This is a genomic window from Microbacterium sp. zg-B96, from assembly GCF_030246865.1.
Taxonomy (GTDB): Bacteria; Actinomycetota; Actinomycetes; order Actinomycetales; family Microbacteriaceae; genus Microbacterium.
Window position 1 is genome coordinate 2083898 of record NZ_CP126738.1, and the last position, 23072, is coordinate 2106969.

Sequence of the window (23072 nt, forward strand, 5' to 3'; positions counted from 1 at the left end):
GGGCACGAATACTCACTCGCGGGGGGCGTGGTGGCGCTGCTGGGCGGCGAGGAGGCCCTCGGCCACCAGCTGCTCGACGGCGTCGGCGGCATCCGACACCAGGATCGGCAGCGTCTTGCGCTCGGTCGGGCCGAACGGGTCGAGCACCCAGTCCGCGGCATCCTGGCGACCGGTCGGCCGGCCGATCCCGACCCGCACCCGCGGGAAGTCGGGGGTGTCGAGTGCCTTCGCCACATCGCGGACGCCGTTGTGACCGCCGTTGCCGCCACCGATCTTCAGCTTGATCGTGTCGAAGGGGATGTCCAGTTCGTCGTGGACGACCACGACCCGCTCCGGCGGCACGTCGTAGTACGACGCGAGTCCGGCGACGGGTCCGCCGGAGACGTTCATGAAGCTGTTCGGCTTGGCCAGTACGAGCTTGTCCGCCCCCGGCCGCAGCCACGTCTCGACCGCTCGGGCACCCGCCTTGTGCGCACGGAAGGTCTCCGAACGCCGGGCGGCGAGTTCGTCGACGACGAGCTGCCCGATGTTGTGTCGGGTCATCTCGTAGCGGGGTCCGGGGTTACCGAGCCCCACCACCAGCCAGGTCTGCGCCATGTCTTCCATCCTGCCCGAGCGTCCCGGTGATACAGCGAGGGGGCGCGGAATCCGCGCCCCCTCGCCATGAAGAGTGTCTTACTCGGACTCGGCCTCGGCCTCGGCCTCGTCCGACTGCTCCTCGGCGACGGCCTCGTCGGCAGCCTCGATCTCGTCGACGGCGGCAAGGGTGGATGCCGGAACCGAGATCGCCACGATGAGCGTCTCGGGGTCGGCAACCAGCGTCGCGCCCTTGGGCAGCTTCAGGTCGGCCGCGGTGATGTGCGTGCCTTCCTCGAGGCCCTCGACGTCGACCTCGATGTGCTGCGGGATGTGGGTGGCCTCGACCTGGAGCAGGATGCTCACGGCGTCGAGGTTCGCGATGGTGCCGGGGAAGGGCTCGCCGAGCAGGGTGACGGGCACGTCGACCTCGATCTTCTCGCCCTTCTTCACCACGAGCAGGTCGATGTGCTCGATGATCTGGGTCACCGGGTCCTTCTGCACGTCCTTGACCAGCGTGAGCTGCTGCTTGCCGTCGACGTCGAGCTCGAGCACCGCGTTCGCGCGGCGGATGAGCAGCAGCATCTGGTGGCCGGGCAGTGCGACGTGCACCGGGTCGGTGCCGTGCCCGTAGATGACGGCGGGGATCTGGCCGGATGCGCGCAGACGGCGGGCGAAGCCCTTACCGAAATTCTCGCGCTTGGATGCGGTGACCTTGGTGTCGGTCTCAGTCGACATGGTGATTCTCCTTGCGGGCTGTTCAGCCCAGATCTGGGTCTGTGGTTCGACTCGAACGCATGGGCGTGAGGAAAGCCGCAAGGCCTGCATCACCGCGTCGATCACGGATGCTTGTGCGCAGTGCGCGCTGCATCCCTCGCCGAAGTTCGGTGTCGAGTCTACCAGCGACCCAGGTACCATGAAAACGCTCGCCCACGCCGACGGAGGACCCCATGGAATACGGCTTTATCTCGCAGGCACTGCTGTGGCTCGTCGGCGCCATGACTGTCGCGACCACCATCGGCGCCGTCGGCGCACTGTGGTCGATGGGCCGCCAGGGCTACGGCAAGCGCTGAGCCGAGCGCGGTTCAGCGGGCGAAAGCCCGGACGATCCGCGCCACGACCTCCTCGGGATCCCCGGTGTTGTCGACGATCACACCCGCCTCGTCGGGCTCGAGCGGTTCGAGTGCGTCCAGCTGGCTGTCCAGCAGCGTCGCCGGCATGAAGTGGTCGCCGCGGCCGCGCACCCGCCCGTCCAGGACGTCCCGCGAACTGGTCAGCAGCGCGAACCGCAGTTCCGGCACTGCCGCGCGCAACGCGTCGCGGTAACGGCGCTTGAGCGCGGAGCACGCGACGATCGTGGGCGACCCCACCTCGACGCCGTCGGCGATGGCGTGACCGATCGCCTGCAGCCACGGCCACCGGTCGTCGTCATCCAGCGGCTCCCCCGCGGCCATCTTGGCGACGTTGGATGCCGGATGCAGCGCGTCCCCGTCGATGAACGGCACTCCGGTGCGCTGCCCCAACAGGGAGCCGATCGTGGACTTGCCGCTTCCGGAGACGCCCATGACCACCAGTGGCGGCAGCGGCACGGCGGGTTCGGTCACGATGAGCACAGTAGCAACGCCAGACTCTAGGCTGGAACACACCGACGACAGGAGTGCGTGTGACCGAGGCAGTGGCGAACATCGGTGTGGTGGGACTTGCGGTGATGGGATCGAACCTCGCCCGCAACCTGGCTTCGCGTGAGGGCAACACGGTGGCGGTGTTCAACCGCTCCCGGTCCAAGACCGACGAGCTGGTCACCGCCCACCCCGAGGCCGGCTTCGTGCCGACCTTCTCCTATGACGAGTTCGCGGCGTCGCTGCAGAAGCCGCGTACCGCGATCATCATGGTCAAAGCCGGCGCGGGCACGGATGCCGTGATCACCGCGCTGACCGAGGTCTTCGAACCGGGCGACATCATCGTCGACGGCGGCAACGCCCTCTTCACCGACACCATCCGCCGCGAGAAAGCGGTGCGCGAAACCGGCATCAACTTCGTCGGCGCCGGCATCTCCGGCGGCGAGGAGGGAGCCCTGACCGGTCCCTCGATCATGCCCGGCGGGTCGGATGAGTCGTGGCTCACCCTCGGCCCGATCCTGCGCTCGATCGCCGCTGTCGCCGAGGGCGAGCCGTGCGTGACCCACGTCGGCCACGACGGTGCCGGCCACTTCGTGAAGATGGTGCACAACGGCATCGAGTACGCCGACATGCAGCTGATCGCCGAGGCGTACGACCTGATCCGTCGCGGCACCGGCAAGTCCCCGGCCGAGATCGCCGACGTGTTCGCCGAGTGGAACCGCGGCGAGCTGGAGTCGTACCTGATCGAGATCACCGCCGAGGTGCTGCGTCAGACGGATGCCGCCACCGGCGAGCCGCTCGTCGACGTCATCCTCGACCAGGCCGGCGCCAAGGGCACCGGGGCATGGACCGTGCAGACCGCTCTGAACCTCGGCACCCCGGTGTCGGGGATCGCTGAGGCGGTCTTCGCCCGGTCGCTGTCGAGCCACCCGGAGCAGCGCGCGGTGTCCCGCGACCTCCCCGGCGCATCGGAGGAGCTGAGCGTCGAGGACACCGACGCGTTCATCGAGGACGTGCGCCTGGCGCTCTACGCCTCGAAGATCGTCGCGTACAGCCAGGGATTCGACGAGATCCGCGCCGGCGCGGCCGAGTACGACTGGGCCATCGATCTGGGTGCGATCGCGAAGATCTGGCGCGGCGGATGCATCATCCGCGCGCAGTTCCTCAACCGCATCTCCGACGCCTACGCCGCCTCCCCCGAGCTGCCGGTGCTGCTGAGCGCACCGTACTTCGTCGATGCGCTGGGCCGGGCGCAGGATGCCTGGCGCCGCATCGTCGCCACGGCGGCGACCGCCGGCATCCCGGCACCTGCGTTCTCGTCGTCGCTGGCGTACTACGACGGGCTGCGTGCCGACCGCCTCCCCGCCGCGCTCATCCAGGGGCAGCGCGACTTCTTCGGTGCGCACACGTACAAGCGCATCGACAAGCCGGGTACGTTCCACACACAGTGGTCGGGCGACCGTAGCGAGATCGAAGCCGAGGACACCCACTGACGAAGCCACGGCTTCCCGTTCGAAGCCGCCGCGGGCGCTGGGTGCTCGCGGCGGCTTCGGTCGTCTATCTGGGGTGGGTCGCGTCGCTGACGCTCGGCCCGCAGCCCGAGGCCGCCGGCGGCGGGCTGCGCGATCTGGCCGACTGGTTCGCCGGCTCCCCGCTGACGACGTGGCTGACCTACCCGGTGCTGGAATTCACCGCCAACGTCGTGATGTTCGTGCCGGCGGGCGTGCTGTGGGTGCTGTGGACCGGCCCGCGCCGCTGGTGGCTGGCCCTGCTGGTGGGACTGGCGCTGAGCGCCGGCATCGAGGCGACCCAGGCGCTGGCCCTGCCCGAGCGGTACCCCGACCCGCGGGACCTGGCCGCGAACACCCTCGGCGCCACGCTGGCCGCCGCCCTTCTTGCGGCGCTGGTGCGTCCCCGCACTCCCCGCCGGTAAGAGCGCAGCCGATCAGACCGGCACGACGTTGTGGTTGCGGCGGAAGAGGTTCGCGGGATCCCACTCCCGCTTGATCGCACCAAGCCGCGCACGCGTCGCGGCGGGGTACATCCGCGTGACGTAACGCTCGTCGAGGGTGACGGCGAAGTTGCCGTAGACGCCGCCGCCGAGCGCCTCGATGGCTTCCCAGTCCCGCGTCAGCCGGGCGCGTTCGGCGTCGTCCACCAAGCCGGGGATGTCGAAGCCGCCGGCCATCGCGAACCAGGTGGCGCCTCGGGCCGACCACGCCGTGGCATCCGCAGCCACATCGCCGTATGCGCCGCCGAGTGAACGGAGGAACAGCACCGACGCGTCGGTGGCCGCCCGGAACGCCACCAGCCGCGCGATGGCGTCGTCGGTGAGGTCGTCCAGCAACGTGTTGCCTCCGAGGAACCCGGGCATCTGCGCCTCAGGCTCGGCGGCGGGCATCTCGAGCAGGATGTCCGGGTAGGCAGTGAGACCCAGCGCGGTCTGCGTGACGCCGTCGATGGATGCCACCGGCTCGAGGAGCCGGCGCAGGTCTTCGGGATCGTCACCCAGCCACACCGCCTCGATCCCCGCGCCGGCGGGAGCGCTGGGGTCCATCGCCGGCACGTCCATATAGGTCACCGTCAGTTCCCGCGGCGCAGTGGCGAGCACGTCACGGAGCGTCCGCAGGACGGCGGCGTGGTCACCGGCAACGGCGTAGGTGCCGTGGACCAGGGCCGGCAACTCGTGGGCATGGAAATCGAACCGGGTGACCACGCCGAAATTGCCGCCGCCGCCGCGCAGCGCCCAGAGCAGGTCGGGATGCGAGGCATCCGTCGCCTCCACCACCTCGCCCGAGGCGGTGACCAGCTGCACGCCGGTGAGCTGGTCGGCCGCCAGCCCCCAGGCGCGCACCATCCACCCGATGCCGCCGCCGAGGGTCAGACCACCCACACCCACCGATGCGGTGTCGCCGGAGCTGATCCCCAGGCCCCGGGCCGCCAGCTCCCGGGCGACGGCACCCCAGACCGCTCCCCCGCCGATATGCACGATGGCGCCGTCGTCGGTGCGGTCGACGGTCACGTCGCGCAGGTCGGCCAGGTCGATCACGATGCCGCCCGGCGGCTGGTTCCACGCGCTGTGGCCGCCGCCACGGACCACGACGGGCACCCCCTGGGAGGCGGCCCAGACGACGGCGCCGCGCACCGCCTCGACGGTGCTGGGCCTGACGACGACATCGGGCGAGCCGATCCCGGCGTGGTAGCGACGCGCCTCGTCCCATGCGGGGTCCCCCGGCGCGTGCACGGGACCGGCGAAACTGGTCCGCAGCTGGTCTATCCGATCGATGCTGACAGTCACGCGCGACACGATAGGCCTCCCCTGGCACACGCGCATCCCCTGTGACGATCCGGACGGGGCGGACGGCGCCTCGCTCACAGCCGCCGCATAGACAGCTCCATAGGAATCTCCTACCTCGCGCGTCACAATGGGGGCATGATCGCGAGCTCAACCGTTCCCGCACTACGCCGCCCCGACGGCACCGCCGTCCGGGTACTCGTCGTCGACGACGAGCAGATGCTCACCGACCTGCTGTCGATGGCGCTGCGCATGGAGGGCTGGGAGGTGCGCACCGCCGGCTCCGGGTTCGAGGCGCTGCAGACCGCGCGCGAGTTCGAGCCCGACGCGATCGTGCTGGACATCATGATGCCCGACCTCGACGGCATGGCGGTGCTGCAGCGGCTGCGCCACTCCGGCAGCGATGTGCCGGTGCTGTTCCTGACCGCCAAGGATGCCGTGGGCGACCGGGTCGCCGGTCTCACCGCCGGCGGCGACGATTACGTCACGAAGCCCTTCAGTCTGGAGGAGGTCGTCGCGCGACTGCGCGGGCTGATGCGCCGGGCGGGGACCGCCGCGATCACCGGCAACGAGCCCATCCTGCGGGTGGGAGATCTCACCCTCAACGAGGACTCGCACGAGGTCGAGCGCGGCGGCGACCAGATCGAGCTGACGGCGACCGAGTTCGAACTCCTCCGCTACCTGATGCGCAACCAGCGCCGCGTGGTGTCGAAGGCGCAGATCCTCGACCGGGTCTGGAACTACGACTTCGGCGGCCGCTCCAGCGTCGTCGAACTGTACATCTCGTACCTGCGCAAGAAGATCGACCAGGGCCGTGAGCCCCTCATCCACACCGTGCGCGGCGTCGGCTACATGATCAAAGCGCCGCAGTGAGCCGGACCGATGCGGGCCCCGCCCCGCGGCGCTGGACCCTGCAGACGCGGCTCATCACCGCCGTGGTGTCGATGGTCGCGCTGATCCTGGTGAGCATCGGCCTTGCCAGCGGCACGATCCTGGGGTCGATCCTGCAGACGAACCTGCAGGCGCAGCTCAGCCAGGCCGCGGACCGCGTGGACAACCACCTCACGCCCAGCAGCACGGCGAGCGAGGTGCTGTCGGTGGGCCGGCAGGAACCGGGGACGCTGCTGGTGCTGCGCACCGTATCGGGGCTGTCCGGTGCCTACGTCGCCGAGGACGAGTCGGTCGTCGACCTCGACGACGAGGAGATCGCACACATCCAGGCCGCGATCGAGCATCAGCCCGGCGGCACCGTGACCCTGCCGGACCTCGGTGAGTACCAGTTGCTCGTGAAGAGCTACCGCGAGGGGTTCTTCGCCCTCGTCGGGTTGCCGACCAGCGAACTGGCCGCGACCATCGGCCAGATCCTCACGACCGTAGCCCTGTTGACCACCGGCGGACTGCTCCTGCTGGCCGCGGCGATCGCCATCATCATCCGCAATTCGCTGCGGCCGCTGCGCGCCGTCGCCGACACCGCCACGCGCGTGGCATCCCTCCCGCTCGCGCAGGGCGACGTGTCGATCGCCGAGCGGGTCCCCGAGGCGGAGGCCGACCCGCGCAGCGAGATCGGCCGCGTCGGCGCGGCGCTGAACACCCTGCTGGACCACGTCGGCGAGTCACTCGCGGCACGGCAGCGCAACGAGGAGCGCATGCGGGCGTTCGTCGCCGACGCGAGCCACGAGCTGCGTACGCCGCTGGCATCCATCCGGGGATATTCGGAGCTGTCGCTGCGGGCCCTCCACCGCGACCCCACCGCACCGGAGACGGCGGCCAACACCGAACAGGCCCTCGAGCGCATTCAGGCCCAGTCGCTGCGGATGACCTCCCTCGTGGAGGACCTGCTGCTGCTGGCCCGGCTCGACGAGGGGCAGGAATTGGTGTTCGGCTCCGTCGACCTGTCGCAGTTGGCGATCGAGGCCGTCGGCGATGCCCGGGCGGCCGGTCCCGATCACACCTGGCAGCTGGACATCGGGGAAGACCCCGTCGTCGTCGCCGGTGACGCCAGGCGGCTGCACCAGGTCGCGGCGAACCTGTTGAGCAACGCTCGCGTGCACACCCCGGCCGGCACGACGGTGACCACGACCGTCGCCCTCGACGGTGACAGCGCGGTGCTGCGGGTGCACGACGATGGACCGGGCGTGGATCCGGCCATCGCCGATGAGCTGTTCGAGCGCTTCGCGCGCGGCGACCGCTCCCGCGCCCGCTATACCGGCGGCACCGGGCTCGGTCTGTCGATCGCGCGCGCGATCGTGCAGGCACATCGCGGCGAGCTGAGCGTCGACAGCCGGCCCGGCGACACGACGTTCGAGGTGCGGCTGCCGGTCAGCCCCGCGGATGCCGCGCCTCGCGAGCCCGCCGACGGCACCGAGGCGGCGGCGGAGGTCTGAGCCGGGCGCCCTCCCCGGCTCGGTCGTCACGAACGGCCCCGCCCCCGCGACGCACAGGGACGGATGCGACGACCCCACGCCTCGCCCCGGCATCCACCCCGGCTCGGTCGTCACGAACGGCCCCGCCCCGCGACGCACAGGGCACGGATGCGACGACCCGGCGCGCCGCCGCGAGCGCCGGGTCAGTACCCCGAGAACGCGTCGGTCGTGATGGAACGGGCCTTCTCCAGCGCGGGGGCCAGGTCCGCGATCAGTCGGGCGGGCCCCGAGATGTACGCGTGACGCGTCCCGATGTCGGGCACGACCCGCACGAGGCCCTCTGCGTCGAGCCGCACGCCCTGCGCCCACTGCCAGTGCGTCGGCAGGTCGGCGGGCCGGTCGCGGGTGAACACGATGACGGGGACACCGGATGCCGCGAGCTCGTCGCGGAACGCCAGCTCGCCGGCATCCGACGCGACGTAGATGAGCACGATGTCGCGTCGCTCGCCCTTCAGGCGCATCTGCGTCAGTTGCGACACGAACGGGGTCACGCCGATGCCGGCGGCCACCATGAGCACGGGACTGTCCGCCCGGCGCGGCAGCACGAAATCGCCCCAGACGCCGGTGACGGCCAGCGGGTCGCCCGCTGTGACGGCGGCCAGAGCCTTCTTGTAGCTGGACTGCGGCCCGCCACCCTCACGGAACGCGATGCGCAGCTCGGGCAGCTCCGCGGGCGACGAGACGATGCTGAACTCGCGCCGCGTGCCCCGCGCGTCGGGGTGGTGGTGCGGCACCTCCAGTTCCAGGAACTGCCCCGGCACGAACGACAGTCGGCGTTTCGTGCGGAAGCTCAGCTGCCGCACGGTGGGGGTAAGCTCGGCCCGGCCGGTGAGGGTGAGACTCACCGCCGCGCGCCACGCGAACAGGAACGCCACGAGGTTTCCGATCAGCAGCGCCCGCTCCTGGCCGAGGCTGATGATGCCGACGTCGATCGGCCAGCCCGCCAGCACGCCGACGATGGCGGCCACGGTGAGCTGTTGCCAGCGCCGCGGCGGCATCGTCAGCGGCTCGGAGAGCATGAAGGCACCGAGGAACAGGAACGGGGATGCCGTGACGATCTGCCACACGATGTCCAGGCCCGCCACGTCCAGCCCCGCCTGCTGGTACTGCACGACCGTGCGCACGACCGCGACGGCGACGGCGATGAGCCAGAACACCGCGATGATGCGTACCTTCTCGGTGCGCAGCAGCACGATCGTCCCGATCAGCAGGACCGGCAGCGCGAGGTACGGGGAGCCGACCCACCACGCCGAGTCGCCGATCCCCGCGATCGTGACGACCGTGGCGCCGACGGCGGCGGGGTTGAAGATGTGCCGGCCGCGCCAGGCGAGGAGGTACTTCGACAGCGACGCCACCGCACCGGCCGCGGCGATGCCCAGCAGTGGCAGCACCTCCACCGAGGGGCGCAGCACGAACAGCAGGATGTGGGCGGTGATGAGCGAGGATTCCACGCGCCACGGCAGCTTCAGCAGCCGCTGGGCACCCGCGTCGACCAGGCTGCACGCAGCGGCCAGCACCACGAGCGTCGCCACCAGCTCGAGCGGGGACGGCACGACCACGCCGAACAGCGACATCACGAACGCGATGACGGCGAGGGCGGCGAGGGCGATCAGCACCAACCGGTACATCGACATGCGGCCGAGAACGGCGAAGACACGGCTCCACAGGGCGGTGAGCGAGCCCATCAGACTGCCTGCAGGGGGTGCGGTGCGCCCGCGGGCAGAGTGATGTCGACCGGGTCCCCTGGACGGACGACTCCGCCGGTCACGACGATCGACATGACCCCGGCCAGGCGCACGACCTCCCCGGAGGCATCGCGATGGACGAGCTGTTTCATGAGGCCCTCTCGGTAGCCGTTGATCTGGGTGCAGGGGTTGCGCAGGCCGGTCAGTTCAACGACCGCCTCCCCGCCGAGGCGCAGGAGGGTTCCCACCGGCAGGCCCAGCAGGTCGATCCCCCGCGTGGTGACGTTCTCGCCGAGGCCGCCGGGGGCGACGTCGTAACCGCGGCCGGTGAGCTCCTCCAGCAGTTCGGCGTGGATGAGATGCACCTGCCGGAGGTTCGGCGCGGTGGCTCCGGTGCGCTGCCGGGACCGGTGCTGCACCAGGGCACCCGCGTGCGCGTCGCCCTCCACTCCCAGGCCCGCGATGAGGCGGATGCCGTCCCGGGTGGGCTTGGTGAACCGGTGAGCGTCGTCTCGCGCGACCGCGACGACGTGAGCGGGCCCGATGGTCATGTCATCAACGCTAGCGCGGCCCGATGAACAGCTCGGCCGGGCAGCCGGGAGACCAATCGACGACGCCGTCGGTGGCCATCCGCACCCATGCGACGTCCCACCGGGCGGCGAGCTGCTCGCCGCCGGGGAAGAACAGCGCCGTCGCGATGGCGTCGGCCTGCATCGCCGTCGCCCCGACCGCCCACGTCGCCGCGATCGTGCGCACCGGCTGCCCGGTGCGTGCGTCGAGCACGTGGTGCAGACCCTCGCCCCAGGCGCGGCGGTTGATCGCCGAGGCGCACAGCGCGGCATCGGTCACCTCCCACACCCCGATCGCGCGCGACGGGACGTACGGATGCTCCAGCCCGATGCGCTGCGGCGCTCCCCGCACCGCGATGTCGCCGCCGGCGTCGACGACCGCGCCGTCGACCGTCCAGGGTTCCACCGCCGCGCTGACGAGGTCGACCAGCCGGCCCTTGCCCAGCGCGCCGACGTCGATGGTCGCCGGCGCGGCCAGCCGCAGGGTGCCGTCACTCCAGGTCAGGCGGGCGCGCCAGTCACCGGTCGCGGCGACCGCGCCGTGGTCGACGAGCGAATACGCCGCGTCGTAGCCGCGGCGGACGAGGGCATCCCCCACGAGCGGGTCGACCGCGCCAGCCGTGGCGTCGGTGAGCGCGGCATACGTCTCGAACATCGCGGCGGCATCCGGCGGAGCCGGGACGGCTCCCCCAGTGCGGGCGAGCTGCGACACGACCGAATCGGCGCGGAAGCGCGACCACTCCCGGTCGAACCGTGCGATGACGGCGGACGCCGCGGCGCGAGCGTCCTCCGGCAACTCCCGGACCGTCTCGACCTCCCACCGGGTGCCGATCGCCTCGAAGCGCCAGACCGCGCGGGCGAGCGGGGTCACTGTGCCGCGTCGGCCTTGATCTGCTCGATCGCCTCGTTGAACCCGCCGCTGGTGAGCGACGAGCCGGCGACCCGGCTCACCGAGATCTCGTCGATGTCCTTGCCGACGACCTCGTCGGCGATGCCGCCGATGAACTCGCCCTGGTACCGCTGGGACTCGCCCCGGGTCGGGTTGCCTACGACCTCGACGGCCGTGATGACGTCTCCGGAGAGCTCGACGGTGACCTGGATCTCCTCGACCGACTCCGGCGTCGCGTACGCCCCGGATGCCTCATAGGTGCCGTCGGCGTACGACGCTTCCCCGGTGGCGGCGTCGGAGCCGGCATCCGCTGCGCTGTCGGAGTTGTCGGCGGCACCGCCGCAGCCGGTGAGCAGCAGCGCGCCGGCGACTCCGGCGAAGGCGGCGGTGCGACGGGTGGAGCGGGGGATGGCGGTGATGCGTGTCATGAAGTCCTCCTCGTGCCGGACGGCTACCTTCACGCTACCGAGGCAGCTGCGCAGAACCCTCCGAGAACCCTATGCGTGTGCATGCACGGTGCGGCGACGTCGCAGCGCCTTGAGCACCTCGACGGCCAGGAAGATGAGGATCGACAGCACGATCGGCAGCAGCCACGAGTTCAGTGCCAGCGGGCGGGAGCCGAACAGGTCGTTCATGAACGGGACGTAGGTGTACACCAGCTGCAGCGCGATGAGCGCCGCGGCCGACCACCACACCGTCCGGTTTCCCCGGAACACGTCGACGGACAGGCTCGACCGGCCGAGGAAGCGGCAGTTGAACAGATACGCCAGCTGCCCGAGCGCGAGCATCGTGACCGCCTCGGTGCGGGCATAGGCGATGTCGACGCCGGTTCCCACCACCCCGTAGAACAGCGCGAGCGTCGCGCCGCCGATGAGCAGCGACACCACCAGCACGAAGCCGAGCTCCCCCGCACTCACGATGGAGCCGCCGGGTTTGCGGGGCGGGCGGGTCATGATGCCGCGTTCGGCCGGCTCGTACGCCAGCGCGAGCGACAGCGTGATCGCGGTGACCATGTTGATCCACAGCACCTGCACCGGAGTCAGCGGCAGCGCCAGCCCGAAGACGATCGCCACCATGATCACCAGCGACTGCGCGCCGTTGGTGGGGAGCAGGAACACGACGGACTTGCGGAGGTTGTCGTAGATGCGCCGGCCCTCGCGGATGGCGCCGCGGATCGTGGCGAAGTTGTCGTCGGCCAGCACGATCTCGGCGGCTTCCTTCGTGGCCTCGGTGCCCTTGATCCCCATCGCGATGCCCACGTCGGCGCGGGTCAGGGCGGGCGCATCGTTCACGCCGTCGCCGGTCATCGCCACGACCTCGCGGTGCGATTGCAACGCCCGCACGATGCGGATCTTGTGCTCGGGACTGGTGCGGGCGTACACGTCCACGTCGCGCACCACGGCCGCCAGCTGGTCCTGGCTCATCGCCTCGAGTTCGGCGCCGGTGAGCACTCGCACGTCGGCACCCTGCACCAGGCCCATCTCGCGGGCGATGGCAAGCGCCGTCCCGGCGTGGTCGCCGGTGATCATCTTCACGCGGATGCCGGCGGTGTGGCAGTCCGCGATGGCCTCGATGGCCTCGGGGCGCGGCGGGTCGAGGATGCCCCACAGCCCCAGGAACTCCAGCCCGTGCAGGTCGTCGATGTCCAGCTCATGCCCGGGCTCCGCCGGCCGGCGCGCCGCGGCGAGCACGCGCAGCCCCTGAGCACTGAGGTCGTCGATGGCCGCTTCCCAGAACGGGATGTCCAGGGGCGCCGGTCCGCCCTCGCCGCGCTGGGTGCGGGAGCGCTCGAGCAAGCGGTCCGGGGCGCCCTTGACCAGGATCGCGCGGGAGCCGTCTGACGCCTCGTTGAGCGTCGCCATGAACTTGTTGGCCGAGTCGAAGGGGACCACCCCGACACGCCGGGCGCCGTCGGACGAGACGCCGACCTTCATGGCGACCACCTTCAGCGCCCCCTCGGTGGGCTCGCCCACCAGGGTCCACCGGCCGGGGGCGTCGCCGGCGGCGGGGTCGGGGACGATGTGCGCGTCGTTGCAGAGGGTCGCCACCGCGAGCAGCGGCGCGAGGTCGCGACGCTGCTGCGCCGCGGTGCCGGCGGTGGCCACCCCCAGGGGGGTGATCTTCCCGTCCGGGTTGTAGCCGAGCCCGCTCGTGGCGTACGCGCCTCGTGCGGTGACGAGCCGGCGCACCGTCATCTCGTTCTTGGTGAGGGTGCCGGTCTTGTCGCTGCAGACGGTGGTGACCGCCCCGAGCGTCTCGACGGCGGGGAGCTTGCGGGTGATGGCGTGGCGCTTGGCCATCTGCTGCACGCCGATCGCCAGCGTGATCGTCACCAGTGCCGGCAGGCCCTCGGGGATCGCCGCGACCGCGAACCCGATCGCCGCCGAGACGAGGTCGCCGATCGGCATCCCGTGCAGGAACCGGCCGATGAGCAGCATCAACGCCGCCATCGCCAGGATCACGATGGTCAGGACCCGGCCGAACGAGTCCAGCTGCTTGGTCAGCGGCGTCGCGATCGACCCCGCCTCCCCTACGAGCGCCTGGATCGTGCCGATCTCGGTGTTCCCGCCCGTGGCGGTGACGATGCCTCGGCCCTGGCCTGCGGCGACGATCGTGCCGGAGAAGGCCATCGAGTGGCGGTCACCGACACCGGCATCCGACGCCACCGCGTCGACGGACTTCGACGACGGCACGGATTCGCCGGTGAGCGCCGCCTCGTCGATGCGCAGCTGGAAGGCCTGGATCAGCCGCAGGTCGGCGGGGACCTTGTCGCCGGGCATGAGCCGCACCACGTCACCGGGGACGAGTTCGGCGGCCGGAACCGTCGCCCACGCGCCGTCGCGGCGCGCGCTGGCATCGTTGGACAGCATGCCGCGGATGCCGGCGAGCGCCTTCTCGGCGCGGCCCTCCTGCACGAAGCCGATGACGGCGTTGATGATCGCGACCGCCATGATCACCCAGAAATCCAGCCAGTCGGCCATGATCGCCTTGATCACGGCCGCACCGAGCAGGATGTAGATGAGCGTGTCGTTGAAGTGCTCGAGGAACCGCAGGACCGCGGGTTTGCGGGGCGGCTCGGGCAGTTCGTTGCGACCGACGACCGCGAGCCGCTCGGCGGCCTCAGCGGAACTGAGGCCACCGGTGTCCGCGCCGAGTTGACGCTGCACTTCCGCGACATCGAGGGCGAACGGCCGGGTGACCGTAAGAGGGACCTGCGTGTCGCGGCCGGTCATGTTGGTCCTATGCGGCGCCGTCGAACATGCTCGTGACGGACCCGTCTTCGAAGACCTCCTGGATGCCGCGGGCAAGCAGCGGCGCGATGGGGAGGACGGTGAGGCTGGGGAACCTCTTGTGTTCGGGGACCGGGACGGTGTCGGTGACCACGACCTCGTCGATCGCCTCGCTCTGCAGGCGTTGGCTGGCGGGGTCGCTGAAGATCGCGTGGGTCGCGGCGACGATCACTCGCTGTGCGCCGCTGGCCTTGAGCGCTTCGGCGGCCTTGACGATCGTGCCGCCGGTGTCGATCATGTCGTCCACGAGCAGACACACCCGGCCCGAGACCTCACCGACGATCTCGTTGACGGTGACCTGGTTGGCCACGTTCGGGTCGCGGCGCTTGTGGATGATCGCCAGCGGCGCACCCAGGCTGTCCGACCAGGTGTCGGCGACGCGCACGCGACCGGTGTCGGGAGACACGACGGTCAGGGCGGCGCGGTCGGCGTCGGACAGCGTGCGGCGGAAGTACTCCAGCAGCACGGGCTTTGCGAACAGGTGGTCCACCGGGCCGTCGAAGAACCCCTGGATCTGCGCGGCGTGCAGGTCGACGCTCATGACGCGGTCGGCACCGGCGGTCTTGAGCAGGTCGGCGACCAGGCGAGCCGAGATCGGCTCGCGGCCGCGGCCCTTCTTGTCCTGGCGGGAGTAGGGGAAGTAGGGGGCGACGACGGTGACCCGCTTGGCGGACGCGCGCTTGGCGGCATCCAGCATGATCAGCAGCTCCATGAGCCACTCGTTGACGGGTGGCCCGAACGACTGGATCAGGAAGACGTCGCAACCGCGGATGGACACCTCGAAGCGCGTGAGGATCTCCCCCGACGCGAATGTGCGGTACTCGGTGGGGACCAACTCGGTGCCGATCTGGTCGACGACCTCCCGCGCGAGCGCCAGGTGCGATCGGCCGGAGGCCACAACCAGACGCTTCTTGGTCTTCGCGACGATGCCGGGAGCGATGTCCCGGGTCCTGTCGAGGTCAACCGTTTTGTTCTTGCGAGCCATCGTCCGCTTTCTGTGCGGACCGAGCCTGGGCCGCGAGATCTGCGGCCTTGGTTCCCGGTCGGTTCGTCTCGACCCACCCCTCGATGTTGCGCTGGGGGGCGACGGTCAGTGCCAGTGCGCCGGCGGGAACATCCTTACGGATGACAGCCCCCGCACCGGTCTTCGCGCCATCACCGATCCTAACCGGCGCGACGAAGACGTTGTGCGAGCCGGTGTGCACTTCGTCGCCGATCTCGGTGCGGTGCTTGGCGATGTCGTCGTAGTTGGCCGTGATCGCGCCGGCACCGAGGTTGACGCCGGTGCCGATCGTGGTGTCGCCGATGTACGACAGGTGCGGCACCTTGCTGCCGGCGCCGATCGAGGAGTTCTTCGTCTCGACGAACGTGCCGATCTTGCCGCCGTCGCCGAGGTAGGTGCCGGGGCGCAGGTACGAGAACGGGCCGACGGCGGCGTTCGCGCCGATCACCGCGAGCGTGGCGTCGGTGCGCGTGACGCTGGCGCCCTCGCCCACTTCGCAGTCGACCAGGCTGGTATCAGGGCCGATGACGGCGCCGGTTGCCACGGTGGTGGCCCGCAGGATGTGGGATCCGGGCAGCACCGTCACGTCGGGGGCCAGCGTCGCCGTCACGTCGATCCAGGTGGATGCCGGGTCGAGGATCGTCACGCCGTCCAGCTGCCAGCGGCGCACCACCCGCGCGTTGAGGGTGCGGGCCGCGTCGGAGAGCTGCACGCGGTCGTTGACCCCCAGTGCGGATGCCGCGTCGGGCGCCGTGAGCGCGGCGACGGTCGCACCGTCGCCGCGCAGCAGTCCGATCACATCGGTGAGGTACTTCTCGCCCTGGGCGTTGGAGGTACCCACGCGCGGCAGCTGGGCACGCAGCGCGTCGGCGCGGAAGACGTACACCCCGGCGTTGATCTCGGTGACGGCGGCCTCGGCGTCGTCGGCATCCTTCTGCTCCACGATGCGGGCCACGGCCCCGGTGGAGTCGCGGATGACGCGACCGTAGCCGGTGGCGTCATCGAGCACGGCGGTCAGCAGCGTCGCGGCGGCGTGGGCGGAGCGGTGCACCTCGACCAGCCGGGCGAGGGTGTCGGCCTCGAGCAGCGGCACGTCGGCGGAGAGGACGAGCACGTCGCCGACGAAGCCCTCGAGGCGATCGAGGGCGACTTCGACTGCGCGTCCGGTGCCGGGGATGTCGTCCTGGTCGACGATGTGCACCTCGGGCGCGACACCGGCGACGGCGTCGGCGACCAGATCGCGCTCGTGGCGGACCACGACGAGCACCTGTTCGGGGCCGAGGTCGCGTGCGGTGTCCAGCACGTGGCCGACCAGCGGGCGCCCGCCGATGCGGTGGAGCACCTTGGGAAGAGCAGACTTCATGCGGGTGCCTTGTCCGGCGGCGAGCACCACGACTGCGAGCGCGTTGTGTGTCATGCTCCGCCGCCAGGACTCGAACCTGGACCTAACAGCTCCAAAGGCTGTCGTGCTGCCATTACACCACGGCGGACCGGCTGCCCCCGGGGAGCAGCCTCGTCAAGTCTGCCAGAGGGCTCGTCAGCGGATGACCGAGATCTTCAGCGGGGCGCTGCTGGTCACCCCGCCGGGCCCGATGAACTCCACCCGGTACACGTGCGTTCCGCGCGTGGCGCCGTTCACGTCGAGCCGGGCCTGCTGGGCGCGGGGCGTCCGAGCCTCCAGCGTCCCCTCGGCCACGAGCGCACCGTCTTGGAAGAAGCGGTAGCCGGTCGCGTTGGTGCCCCACCACAGGTCCGCGGTCACCGTGTACTCCCCGTCACGGTTCCAGTTGTCGTGGCGCAGGACCGGCTTGCCGGGCGCGGCGTCGGTCACGGTCACGGTGACCGGGCGGGTCGCGGTGACCCCGGACGCGTTGACGATCTCCCCGGTGTACACGTACGTGCCGTCGACCTTGCCGGTGATCGGCACCGACGCGCTCTGCGCGGTCGTGCCGCGGTAGGTCAGCGGCTGCACCGAGACCAGCACGCCGTTCTCGTACAGGCGGAACGACGATCCGTTCACGCCCCACCACAGGTTCATGTGCACCGTGAAGTCGCCGTCGCGCAGCCCGGTGCCCCAGCCGTTGTCGTGGGACAGCACGCCGACGCCCGGGGCGCGGGTGGATGCGTCGGCGTCACGCCGCACCAGCAGCGTGGTCGCCTCCGCCAGCAGCGCGCGCGCCCGGTCGACGGCGTCGGCGGTGGGCCACTGCGCGTCGCTCACGACGCGCCCGATCGCGATGGCCTCGGCCAGCTGTGCCCACGACGCCGTCGTGTACGCGGCGGGATCCAGCGCGACAGCGGCGATGATGTCCGCTTCGAGGGCGGTGGTGTCGGTCCGCTCACCGGCACGCACCAGGCGCAGATCGTCGACAGTGCCCCACGCGCCGGCGCTCAGTGCTGCGGTGACACCGACGGTGAGCACTTCGCCCTCGCCGACCACGAGGGGGGCCGTCGTCGCCGTGCCGAACGCCTGCCAGCCGTCCAGCGGCAGCGGCGCCGTCGTCTCACCCGCGGCGGTGGATGCCACGACCGCCAGGGCGTCCCCGGCGGCTTCGCCATCGCCCTGCGCGGTGGCGGAGAGGGCATAGACGCCCGGGGTGATGCCGGAGATCTGCTGGGTGACATCGAAGCGGTAGGCCGCGTCGCTCCAGAAGCTGACCGCGCGGGCGCCTTCGGCGGCATCGGCGGTCGCCGTGATCGACGCCCCCGATCCGGCCACCGTCCACGCACCGCCGTCGCCTTCGAACCCGCCGTCGAGGAGCCACTGGCGCTCGGTGACGGTGACGCGGGCCACGGCGGGAGCCTGGCCGGCGGTCCCGGCGATGGTGTACACCCCGGGGCCGGAGATCCAGTCGACGGCGTCGGACCAGACCACCGGGACGATGTCGACGACACCGTTCCATGCGGTGCGGCGCACCGTGTCGGGCAGGTCGATGGCCTCGCCCTCGACGACGGTCACCTCGACCGGGGCGATGACGGCGGGCGGCTCCGCGCCGGTGAGCACGAGCTGGGCCAGGGCGCCCTCGACCAGAGCGGTCGCTTCGGCGACGCGATCGGCGGTGGGAGTGTCGGCCCCCAGCACGATGCCGGCGATCTCCAGGGCATCGTCGAGCACGGCGAGGGAGGCGGCGGTGACGATGCCGCGGTCCACGGCCGCGGCACGTGCGACAGCGTCTTCCAGGTCGGACACGTCGGCACCGTCGCCGGTGACCGGTGACAGTACGAAGTCGTCGAGCGTCCCCCACGCACCTCCGGGCAGCTCGGCGGTCACCGTGACGGTGATCGTCTCGCCTGCCGCGATCGTGACGGCATCCGTTTCCGGCACCGACCAGTTGCGCCAGCCCGACAGGGCGAAGGCAGCCCTCGCCGACTGCCCCGACGAAGTCGTGAGCTCCAGCGCCACGGTGCCGGTGGTGCCTTCCCCATCTCCCTGCAGCGCGGCAGAGGCCGAATAGGTGCCGGCATCCAGGCCCATCACGGTCTGCGACAGCGTGAAGGCGAACGGCGCGGCGGAGTAGAAGTGCGCCGACCGCGCACCGCTGCGGGGGTCATCGGTCGAACGGAGCGTCAGCGTGCCGGTGCGGTCCCACATCGTGAGGTCGGCGTCTTCGAACCCGGGGTTTGCCAGCGCGTTCAGCGCGAGCACCGTGATGGTCGCCGTCGTGGCGTGCCCCGACGCGGTGACGCCGGAGACCCGGTAGCTGCCGGGGCCGTCGATCCAATCGGCGGCATCCGACCACGTCACCGCCTCGGGCTGCACCGACCCGTCGTTGTAGGTCACCGCCACGGTGGCCGGCAGAGTGATCTCCGTCCCGGCGGTCACCGTGAGGGTGGGCTGCTCCACACTGGTCACCTCGCGCGGCGCTACGGCACCGGTGCGGGCATAGCGGAACGTCTGCAGCGACTCCAGCGGCACACCCGAGTGGTCGAACAGTGCCTGGTTGTCCCACGCCGAGCCGCCGAACCACTGCCCCGCGTCGTGCGGGTCGTACTCCCCCGCGAAGCTGGACGCCCACCCCGAGCCGTGGGTCTCCCACAGCACGCGATTCGCCTCGAGCTGTTCGGGCGGTCCGACCGGCAGCCAGGCCGGCTCCCAATAGAACACGCCGATTCCGGCGTCGCCGACGTCGACGACTGCCTGCATGACGTCGCGCAGCGCGGTCGCCTGACCCTGCACGCTCAACGGGTACTGCGTCGCCTCGGACGGCAGATCGACGACGTTGCCGTGCCCATCGCCGTCTTCGAGCGTGTACGCCCAGGATGTCTCGGCGACCATGACCTGCTTGCCGTGAGTGTCGGCCACGTCGCTGAGCACGGAGGTGAGGTTCGCCAGCGTGCCGTGCCAGAACGGGTAGTACGACGACGCGAACACGTCGTAGTCCACGCCCCGATCGGCGAGGTTCTGCGCGTACCCGGCGTATCGGCCGGCGGTTTCGGGGTTCGTGAAGTGCACCACGACCTTGGCCTCAGGGATGACGGTGCGCACAGCGGTGGACCCGGCGGAGAAGACCTTCGCCATGTCGGGCCAGCCGGTGAGTCCGGCCACGGCCCCGTTGGTCTCGTTGCCGATCTGCACCATCCGCACGTCGACGCCCCCGGCGACGAAGTCGGCCAGCGCCGCGGCGGTGAAGTCCTCCACGGCTGCCGCGGTCTGGTCTGCCGTGAACCCCGCCCACGCCTTCGGCGCCTGCTGCTTGGCGGGGTCGGCCCAGAAGTCGGAGTAGTGGAAGTCCACCAGCACGCCGAGCCCGGCAGCCGTGGCGCGTTGGCCGATCTCGACCGCGCGGGCGACGTCGTTGTCACCGCCGCCGTAGCCGTTGCCCGCCGCGTCGAACGGGTCGTTCCACACGCGCACCCGCACGTCGGTCACGCCCGCGTCCGCGAGCACGTCGAACAGGTCGGCGGGGTTGCCCGAGGTGTCGCGGAAGACCACGCCTGATTCCTCCAGCGCGATGGCGGAGGAGACATCGGCACCGTGGATGAAGTCGGCCGGCAGCCCCTCGACCTTCTTGACGACGATGCCCGCCTCGACGGGGCCGTCGTCGGCGGCGGCCGGGATGGCAGCGCCCGTCGCGATCAGGGCGGCAGTCGCGACCGCGGCCACGCCTCGCATCCACCGAGTGGTTGAGCGTGCGCGCATGAGGGCTCCGATCTCCATCGAAAGGGCAGGTGCTGTGACCGGTCACAGTCTGCTCGCGCGGCCAGGGGGCCGGAAAGGGGTTGCCGGCATCCGTTACCGAACCGTGATGACAGCTACCGGCGATAATGGCGGGATGGCTCAAGGCACGGATGAGGTCGACCGCATCGTCGGCGCGTGGATCACCCAGCGCCCCGACCTGGACTTCTCACCGCTCGAGGTGCTCTCCAGGGTGGATCGCCTCTCCCGCCACCTCGATCGGGCGCGCCGGGAGGCGTTCCGCCGCAGCGACCTGGAGCCGTGGGAGTGGGATGTTCTCTCCGCTCTGCGCCGCGCGGGCGACCCGTTTCAACTCAGCCCCAAGCAGCTGCTGCAGCAGACGCTGGTCTCCAGCGGCACCATGACCAACCGCATCGACCGCCTCGTCGACCGCGGACTGGTGCGCCGCGAGGGCGACCCCGCCGACGGCCGCAGCGTGCTGGTGACCCTCACCGGCGACGGGCAGACGCGCGTGGATGCCGCGATCACCCGGCTGGTCGACGCGGAGGCGACGCTGCTGTCGGCCCTGTCGCGCGCCGACCGGGATCGGCTGGCTGCGTTGCTGCGCAAGCTGAGCCTCGGCTTCGACGCCTGAACCGCACCGGCCGCACCGGCCGGCGGTCCGCGCATGGCCCGGCGGAGCCTACGCTGGAAGGAATATGGCGCATCTTCTGGGGGCCGAGGCCCTGCATCTCGAATATCCGACCAAAGTCGTCTTCGACGGCGTCTCGATCGGCGTCGACGAAGGTGACCGCATCGGCATCGTCGGCCGCAACGGCGACGGCAAGTCGAGCCTGATGGCGATGCTCGCCGGTCGCCGCACCCCCGACGCCGGCCGGGTGACCGTGCGCGGCGGCGTGCGCATCGGCGTGCTCGACCAGGCCGACAAGCTCCCCGACGACCTGACGGTGTCGGCGGCGATCGTCGGCGACCGCGCCGAATACGAATGGGCCGGCGACCCGCTCACGCGCGAGGTCGTCGCGGGGCTGGCCAGCGACCTGCCGTGGGATGCCGAGATCGGCACGCTGTCCGGTGGCCAGCGGCGCCGGGTGGCCCTGGCGCAGCTGCTGTCGGGCGACTGGGACGTCATCATGCTCGATGAGCCGACCAACCACCTCGACGTCGAGGGCATCGCGTGGCTCGCCGAGCACCTCAAGCGCCGGTGGGCCGGTAACAGCGGGGCCTTGCTGGTGGTCACCCACGATCGCTGGTTCCTCGACGAGGTCTGCACCCGCACGTGGGAGGTGCACGACCGCGTCGTGGAGCCCTTCGACGGCGGTTACGCCGCCTACGTGCTGCAGCGCGTGGAGCGCGACCGCCAGTCATCGGTCGTCGAAGCCCGACGCCAGAACCTCGCCCGCAAGGAGCTCGCCTGGCTGCGCCGCGGCGCCCCCGCCCGCACCGCCAAGCCCAAGTTCCGCATCGACGCGGCCAACGAGCTCATCGCCGACGTGCCCGAGCTGCGCGACCGCGTCGCACTGCAGTCGCTGGCCGTCTCCCGGCTGGGCAAGGACGTCGTCGACCTGCTGGACGTGTCGGTGTCCTACCCGTCGCAGGACTCCCCCACCGGCGAACCGCGCGAAGTTCTGCACGAAGTGGAGTGGCGCATCGCTCCCGGTGAGCGCACCGGCATCCTCGGGGTCAACGGAGCCGGCAAGTCCACGCTGCTCGGGCTCATCGCCGGCACCGTCGAGCCCACGTCCGGACAGGTCAAGCGCGGCAAGACCGTCAAGGTCGCCACGCTCACCCAGCGCATGGATGAACTCGACCCTCACCTGCACGAACCGGTACGCGTCGTGATCTCGCGGCTGCGCACCAGCTACACGATGGGCACCGGCTCGAAGGCGCAGGAACTGACCCCCGGCCAGCTCTTGGAGCGCATGGGCTTTTCCAGCGCGCAGCTGTCGACCCCGGTGAAGGACCTGTCGGGCGGTCAGAAGCGCCGACTTCAGCTGCTGCTGATCCTGCTGGAGCAGCCCAACGTGCTGATCCTCGACGAGCCGACCAACGACCTCGACACCGACATGCTCGCCGCGATCGAGGAGCTGCTCGACTCGTGGGCGGGCACTCTGCTGGTCGTCTCGCACGACCGGTACTTCCTGGAGCGCGTCACCGACCAGCAGTACGCGATCCTCGACCGCCACCTGCGGCACCTGCCCGGCGGCATCGACGAGTACCTGCGGCTGCGGCACGCCCAGCAACGCGCCGCCGAGGCCGCACCCGCCGCGGCGCCCGCACCGAAGGCATCCACCTCGTCGCTCTCGGGCGCCGACCGCCGCACCGCGGAGAAGGAACTGTCGGCGCTGGACCGCAAGATCGGAAAGCTCCAGGCCGTCCTGAACGACCTGGACGTGAAGATCGCCAGCGCGGCATCGGACACCCCGCACGACGAGGTCAGCGACCTGTACCGCCGGCGTGAGGAGCAGGCGACCCAGATCGCCGAGCTCGAGCAGCGGTGGCTCGAACTCGGCGAAGAACTCGGCTGAATCGCCTCCGGCGGGCCGCCGGCCTTCTTGACCGCAGGTACCTTGCACTGCAAGGATGTAT

19 protein-coding genes and 1 tRNA gene are annotated in these 23072 nt (G+C 70.9%); 7 read left to right on the top strand and 13 right to left on the bottom strand.

Annotation, left to right across the window (positions count from 1 at the left end):
- Positions 1-12: 12 nt before the first annotated feature.
- On the bottom strand, positions 13-597 hold the full coding sequence (pth, locus tag QNO11_RS09820) for an aminoacyl-tRNA hydrolase (RefSeq protein WP_257508452.1): 585 nt from the start codon (positions 595-597) through the stop codon (positions 13-15).
- A 78-nt stretch (positions 598-675) separates the two neighbouring features.
- Entirely contained in the window at positions 676-1314 is a 639-nt protein-coding gene (locus QNO11_RS09825) for a 50S ribosomal protein L25/general stress protein Ctc (protein WP_257508451.1), read from the bottom strand.
- Between the two features lie 212 nt (positions 1315-1526).
- Here QNO11_RS09825 and QNO11_RS09830 point away from each other — a divergent pair, with 212 nt between their 5' ends.
- Positions 1527-1649 carry a hypothetical protein gene (locus QNO11_RS09830; RefSeq protein ID WP_257508450.1) on the top strand — a complete coding sequence of 41 codons (123 nt, stop codon included), beginning with the start codon at positions 1527-1529 and terminating at the stop codon, positions 1647-1649.
- Between the two features lie 12 nt (positions 1650-1661).
- Here QNO11_RS09830 and QNO11_RS09835 read toward each other — a convergent pair whose 3' ends face one another.
- Positions 1662-2180, bottom strand: coding sequence for a gluconokinase (locus QNO11_RS09835; RefSeq protein WP_257508449.1), 519 nt, complete (start codon positions 2178-2180; stop codon positions 1662-1664).
- Positions 2181-2239: 59 nt separating this feature from the next.
- Here QNO11_RS09835 and gnd point away from each other — a divergent pair, with 59 nt between their 5' ends.
- On the top strand, positions 2240-3688 hold the full coding sequence (gnd, locus tag QNO11_RS09840) for an NADP-dependent phosphogluconate dehydrogenase (protein ID WP_257508448.1): 1449 nt from the start codon (positions 2240-2242) through the stop codon (positions 3686-3688).
- 41 nt (positions 3689-3729) lie between these two features.
- Complete coding sequence (locus QNO11_RS09845) at positions 3730-4128, top strand: VanZ family protein (RefSeq protein WP_257508447.1); 399 nt, start codon at positions 3730-3732, stop codon at positions 4126-4128.
- A gap of 12 nt (positions 4129-4140) precedes the next feature.
- Here QNO11_RS09845 and QNO11_RS09850 read toward each other — a convergent pair whose 3' ends face one another.
- On the bottom strand, positions 4141-5493 hold the full coding sequence (locus tag QNO11_RS09850) for an FAD-binding oxidoreductase (RefSeq protein WP_257508446.1): 1353 nt from the start codon (positions 5491-5493) through the stop codon (positions 4141-4143).
- Between the two features lie 135 nt (positions 5494-5628).
- Between QNO11_RS09850 and QNO11_RS09855 the strand changes: the two genes are divergently transcribed.
- Together QNO11_RS09855 and QNO11_RS09860 are read left to right on the top strand one after the other, a co-directional pair.
- A complete protein-coding gene (locus QNO11_RS09855) occupies positions 5629-6363 on the top strand; it encodes a response regulator transcription factor (protein ID WP_257508445.1) in 735 nt (244 codons plus the stop codon).
- 71 nt (positions 6364-6434) lie between these two features.
- A complete protein-coding gene (locus tag QNO11_RS09860) occupies positions 6435-7874 on the top strand; it encodes a sensor histidine kinase (RefSeq protein WP_257508756.1) in 1440 nt (479 codons plus the stop codon).
- 182 nt (positions 7875-8056) lie between these two features.
- Here the strand turns inward: QNO11_RS09860 and QNO11_RS09865 are convergent, their stop codons facing one another.
- The 9 genes from QNO11_RS09865 to QNO11_RS09905 form a co-directional block, all read right to left on the bottom strand.
- Positions 8057-9598: an FAD-dependent oxidoreductase gene (locus QNO11_RS09865; protein ID WP_257508444.1), complete on the bottom strand. Its 1542-nt coding sequence runs from the start codon at positions 9596-9598 to the stop codon at positions 8057-8059.
- Entirely contained in the window at positions 9598-10149 is a 552-nt protein-coding gene (locus tag QNO11_RS09870) for an MOSC domain-containing protein (protein ID WP_257508443.1), read from the bottom strand. Before QNO11_RS09870 ends, QNO11_RS09865 begins: the two co-directional genes overlap by 1 nt.
- A 10-nt stretch (positions 10150-10159) precedes the next feature.
- Positions 10160-11038, bottom strand: coding sequence for an FAD:protein FMN transferase (locus tag QNO11_RS09875; RefSeq protein ID WP_257508442.1), 879 nt, complete (start codon positions 11036-11038; stop codon positions 10160-10162).
- Positions 11035-11484: an FMN-binding protein gene (locus QNO11_RS09880; RefSeq protein ID WP_257508441.1), complete on the bottom strand. Its 450-nt coding sequence runs from the start codon at positions 11482-11484 to the stop codon at positions 11035-11037. Before QNO11_RS09880 ends, QNO11_RS09875 begins: the two co-directional genes overlap by 4 nt.
- Positions 11485-11553: 69 nt before the next feature.
- Positions 11554-14289, bottom strand: coding sequence for a cation-transporting P-type ATPase (locus QNO11_RS09885; RefSeq protein WP_257508440.1), 2736 nt, complete (start codon positions 14287-14289; stop codon positions 11554-11556).
- A gap of 7 nt (positions 14290-14296) precedes the next feature.
- Positions 14297-15331 carry a ribose-phosphate diphosphokinase gene (locus QNO11_RS09890; RefSeq protein WP_257508439.1) on the bottom strand — a complete coding sequence of 345 codons (1035 nt, stop codon included), beginning with the start codon at positions 15329-15331 and terminating at the stop codon, positions 14297-14299.
- Positions 15306-16766: a bifunctional UDP-N-acetylglucosamine diphosphorylase/glucosamine-1-phosphate N-acetyltransferase GlmU gene (gene glmU, locus QNO11_RS09895; RefSeq protein ID WP_257508438.1), complete on the bottom strand. Its 1461-nt coding sequence runs from the start codon at positions 16764-16766 to the stop codon at positions 15306-15308. Before glmU ends, QNO11_RS09890 begins: the two co-directional genes overlap by 26 nt.
- Before the next feature lies 1 nt (position 16767).
- Positions 16768-16839: transfer RNA gene (locus tag QNO11_RS09900), tRNA-Gln, on the bottom strand.
- Between the two features lie 47 nt (positions 16840-16886).
- The gene (locus QNO11_RS09905; RefSeq protein WP_374113815.1) at positions 16887-20462 is read right to left on the bottom strand and encodes a glycosyl hydrolase 53 family protein; all 3576 of its coding nucleotides are present in this window, start codon (positions 20460-20462) and stop codon (positions 16887-16889) included.
- A 160-nt stretch (positions 20463-20622) separates the two neighbouring features.
- Between QNO11_RS09905 and QNO11_RS09910 the strand changes: the two genes are divergently transcribed.
- Together QNO11_RS09910 and QNO11_RS09915 are read left to right on the top strand one after the other, a co-directional pair.
- Positions 20623-21120, top strand: coding sequence for a MarR family winged helix-turn-helix transcriptional regulator (locus QNO11_RS09910; protein WP_257508437.1), 498 nt, complete (start codon positions 20623-20625; stop codon positions 21118-21120).
- 64 nt (positions 21121-21184) lie between these two features.
- Positions 21185-23011, top strand: a complete 1827-nt coding sequence (locus tag QNO11_RS09915) for an ABC-F family ATP-binding cassette domain-containing protein (RefSeq protein ID WP_257508436.1) — start codon at positions 21185-21187, stop codon at positions 23009-23011.
- Positions 23012-23072 lie beyond the last annotated feature (61 nt).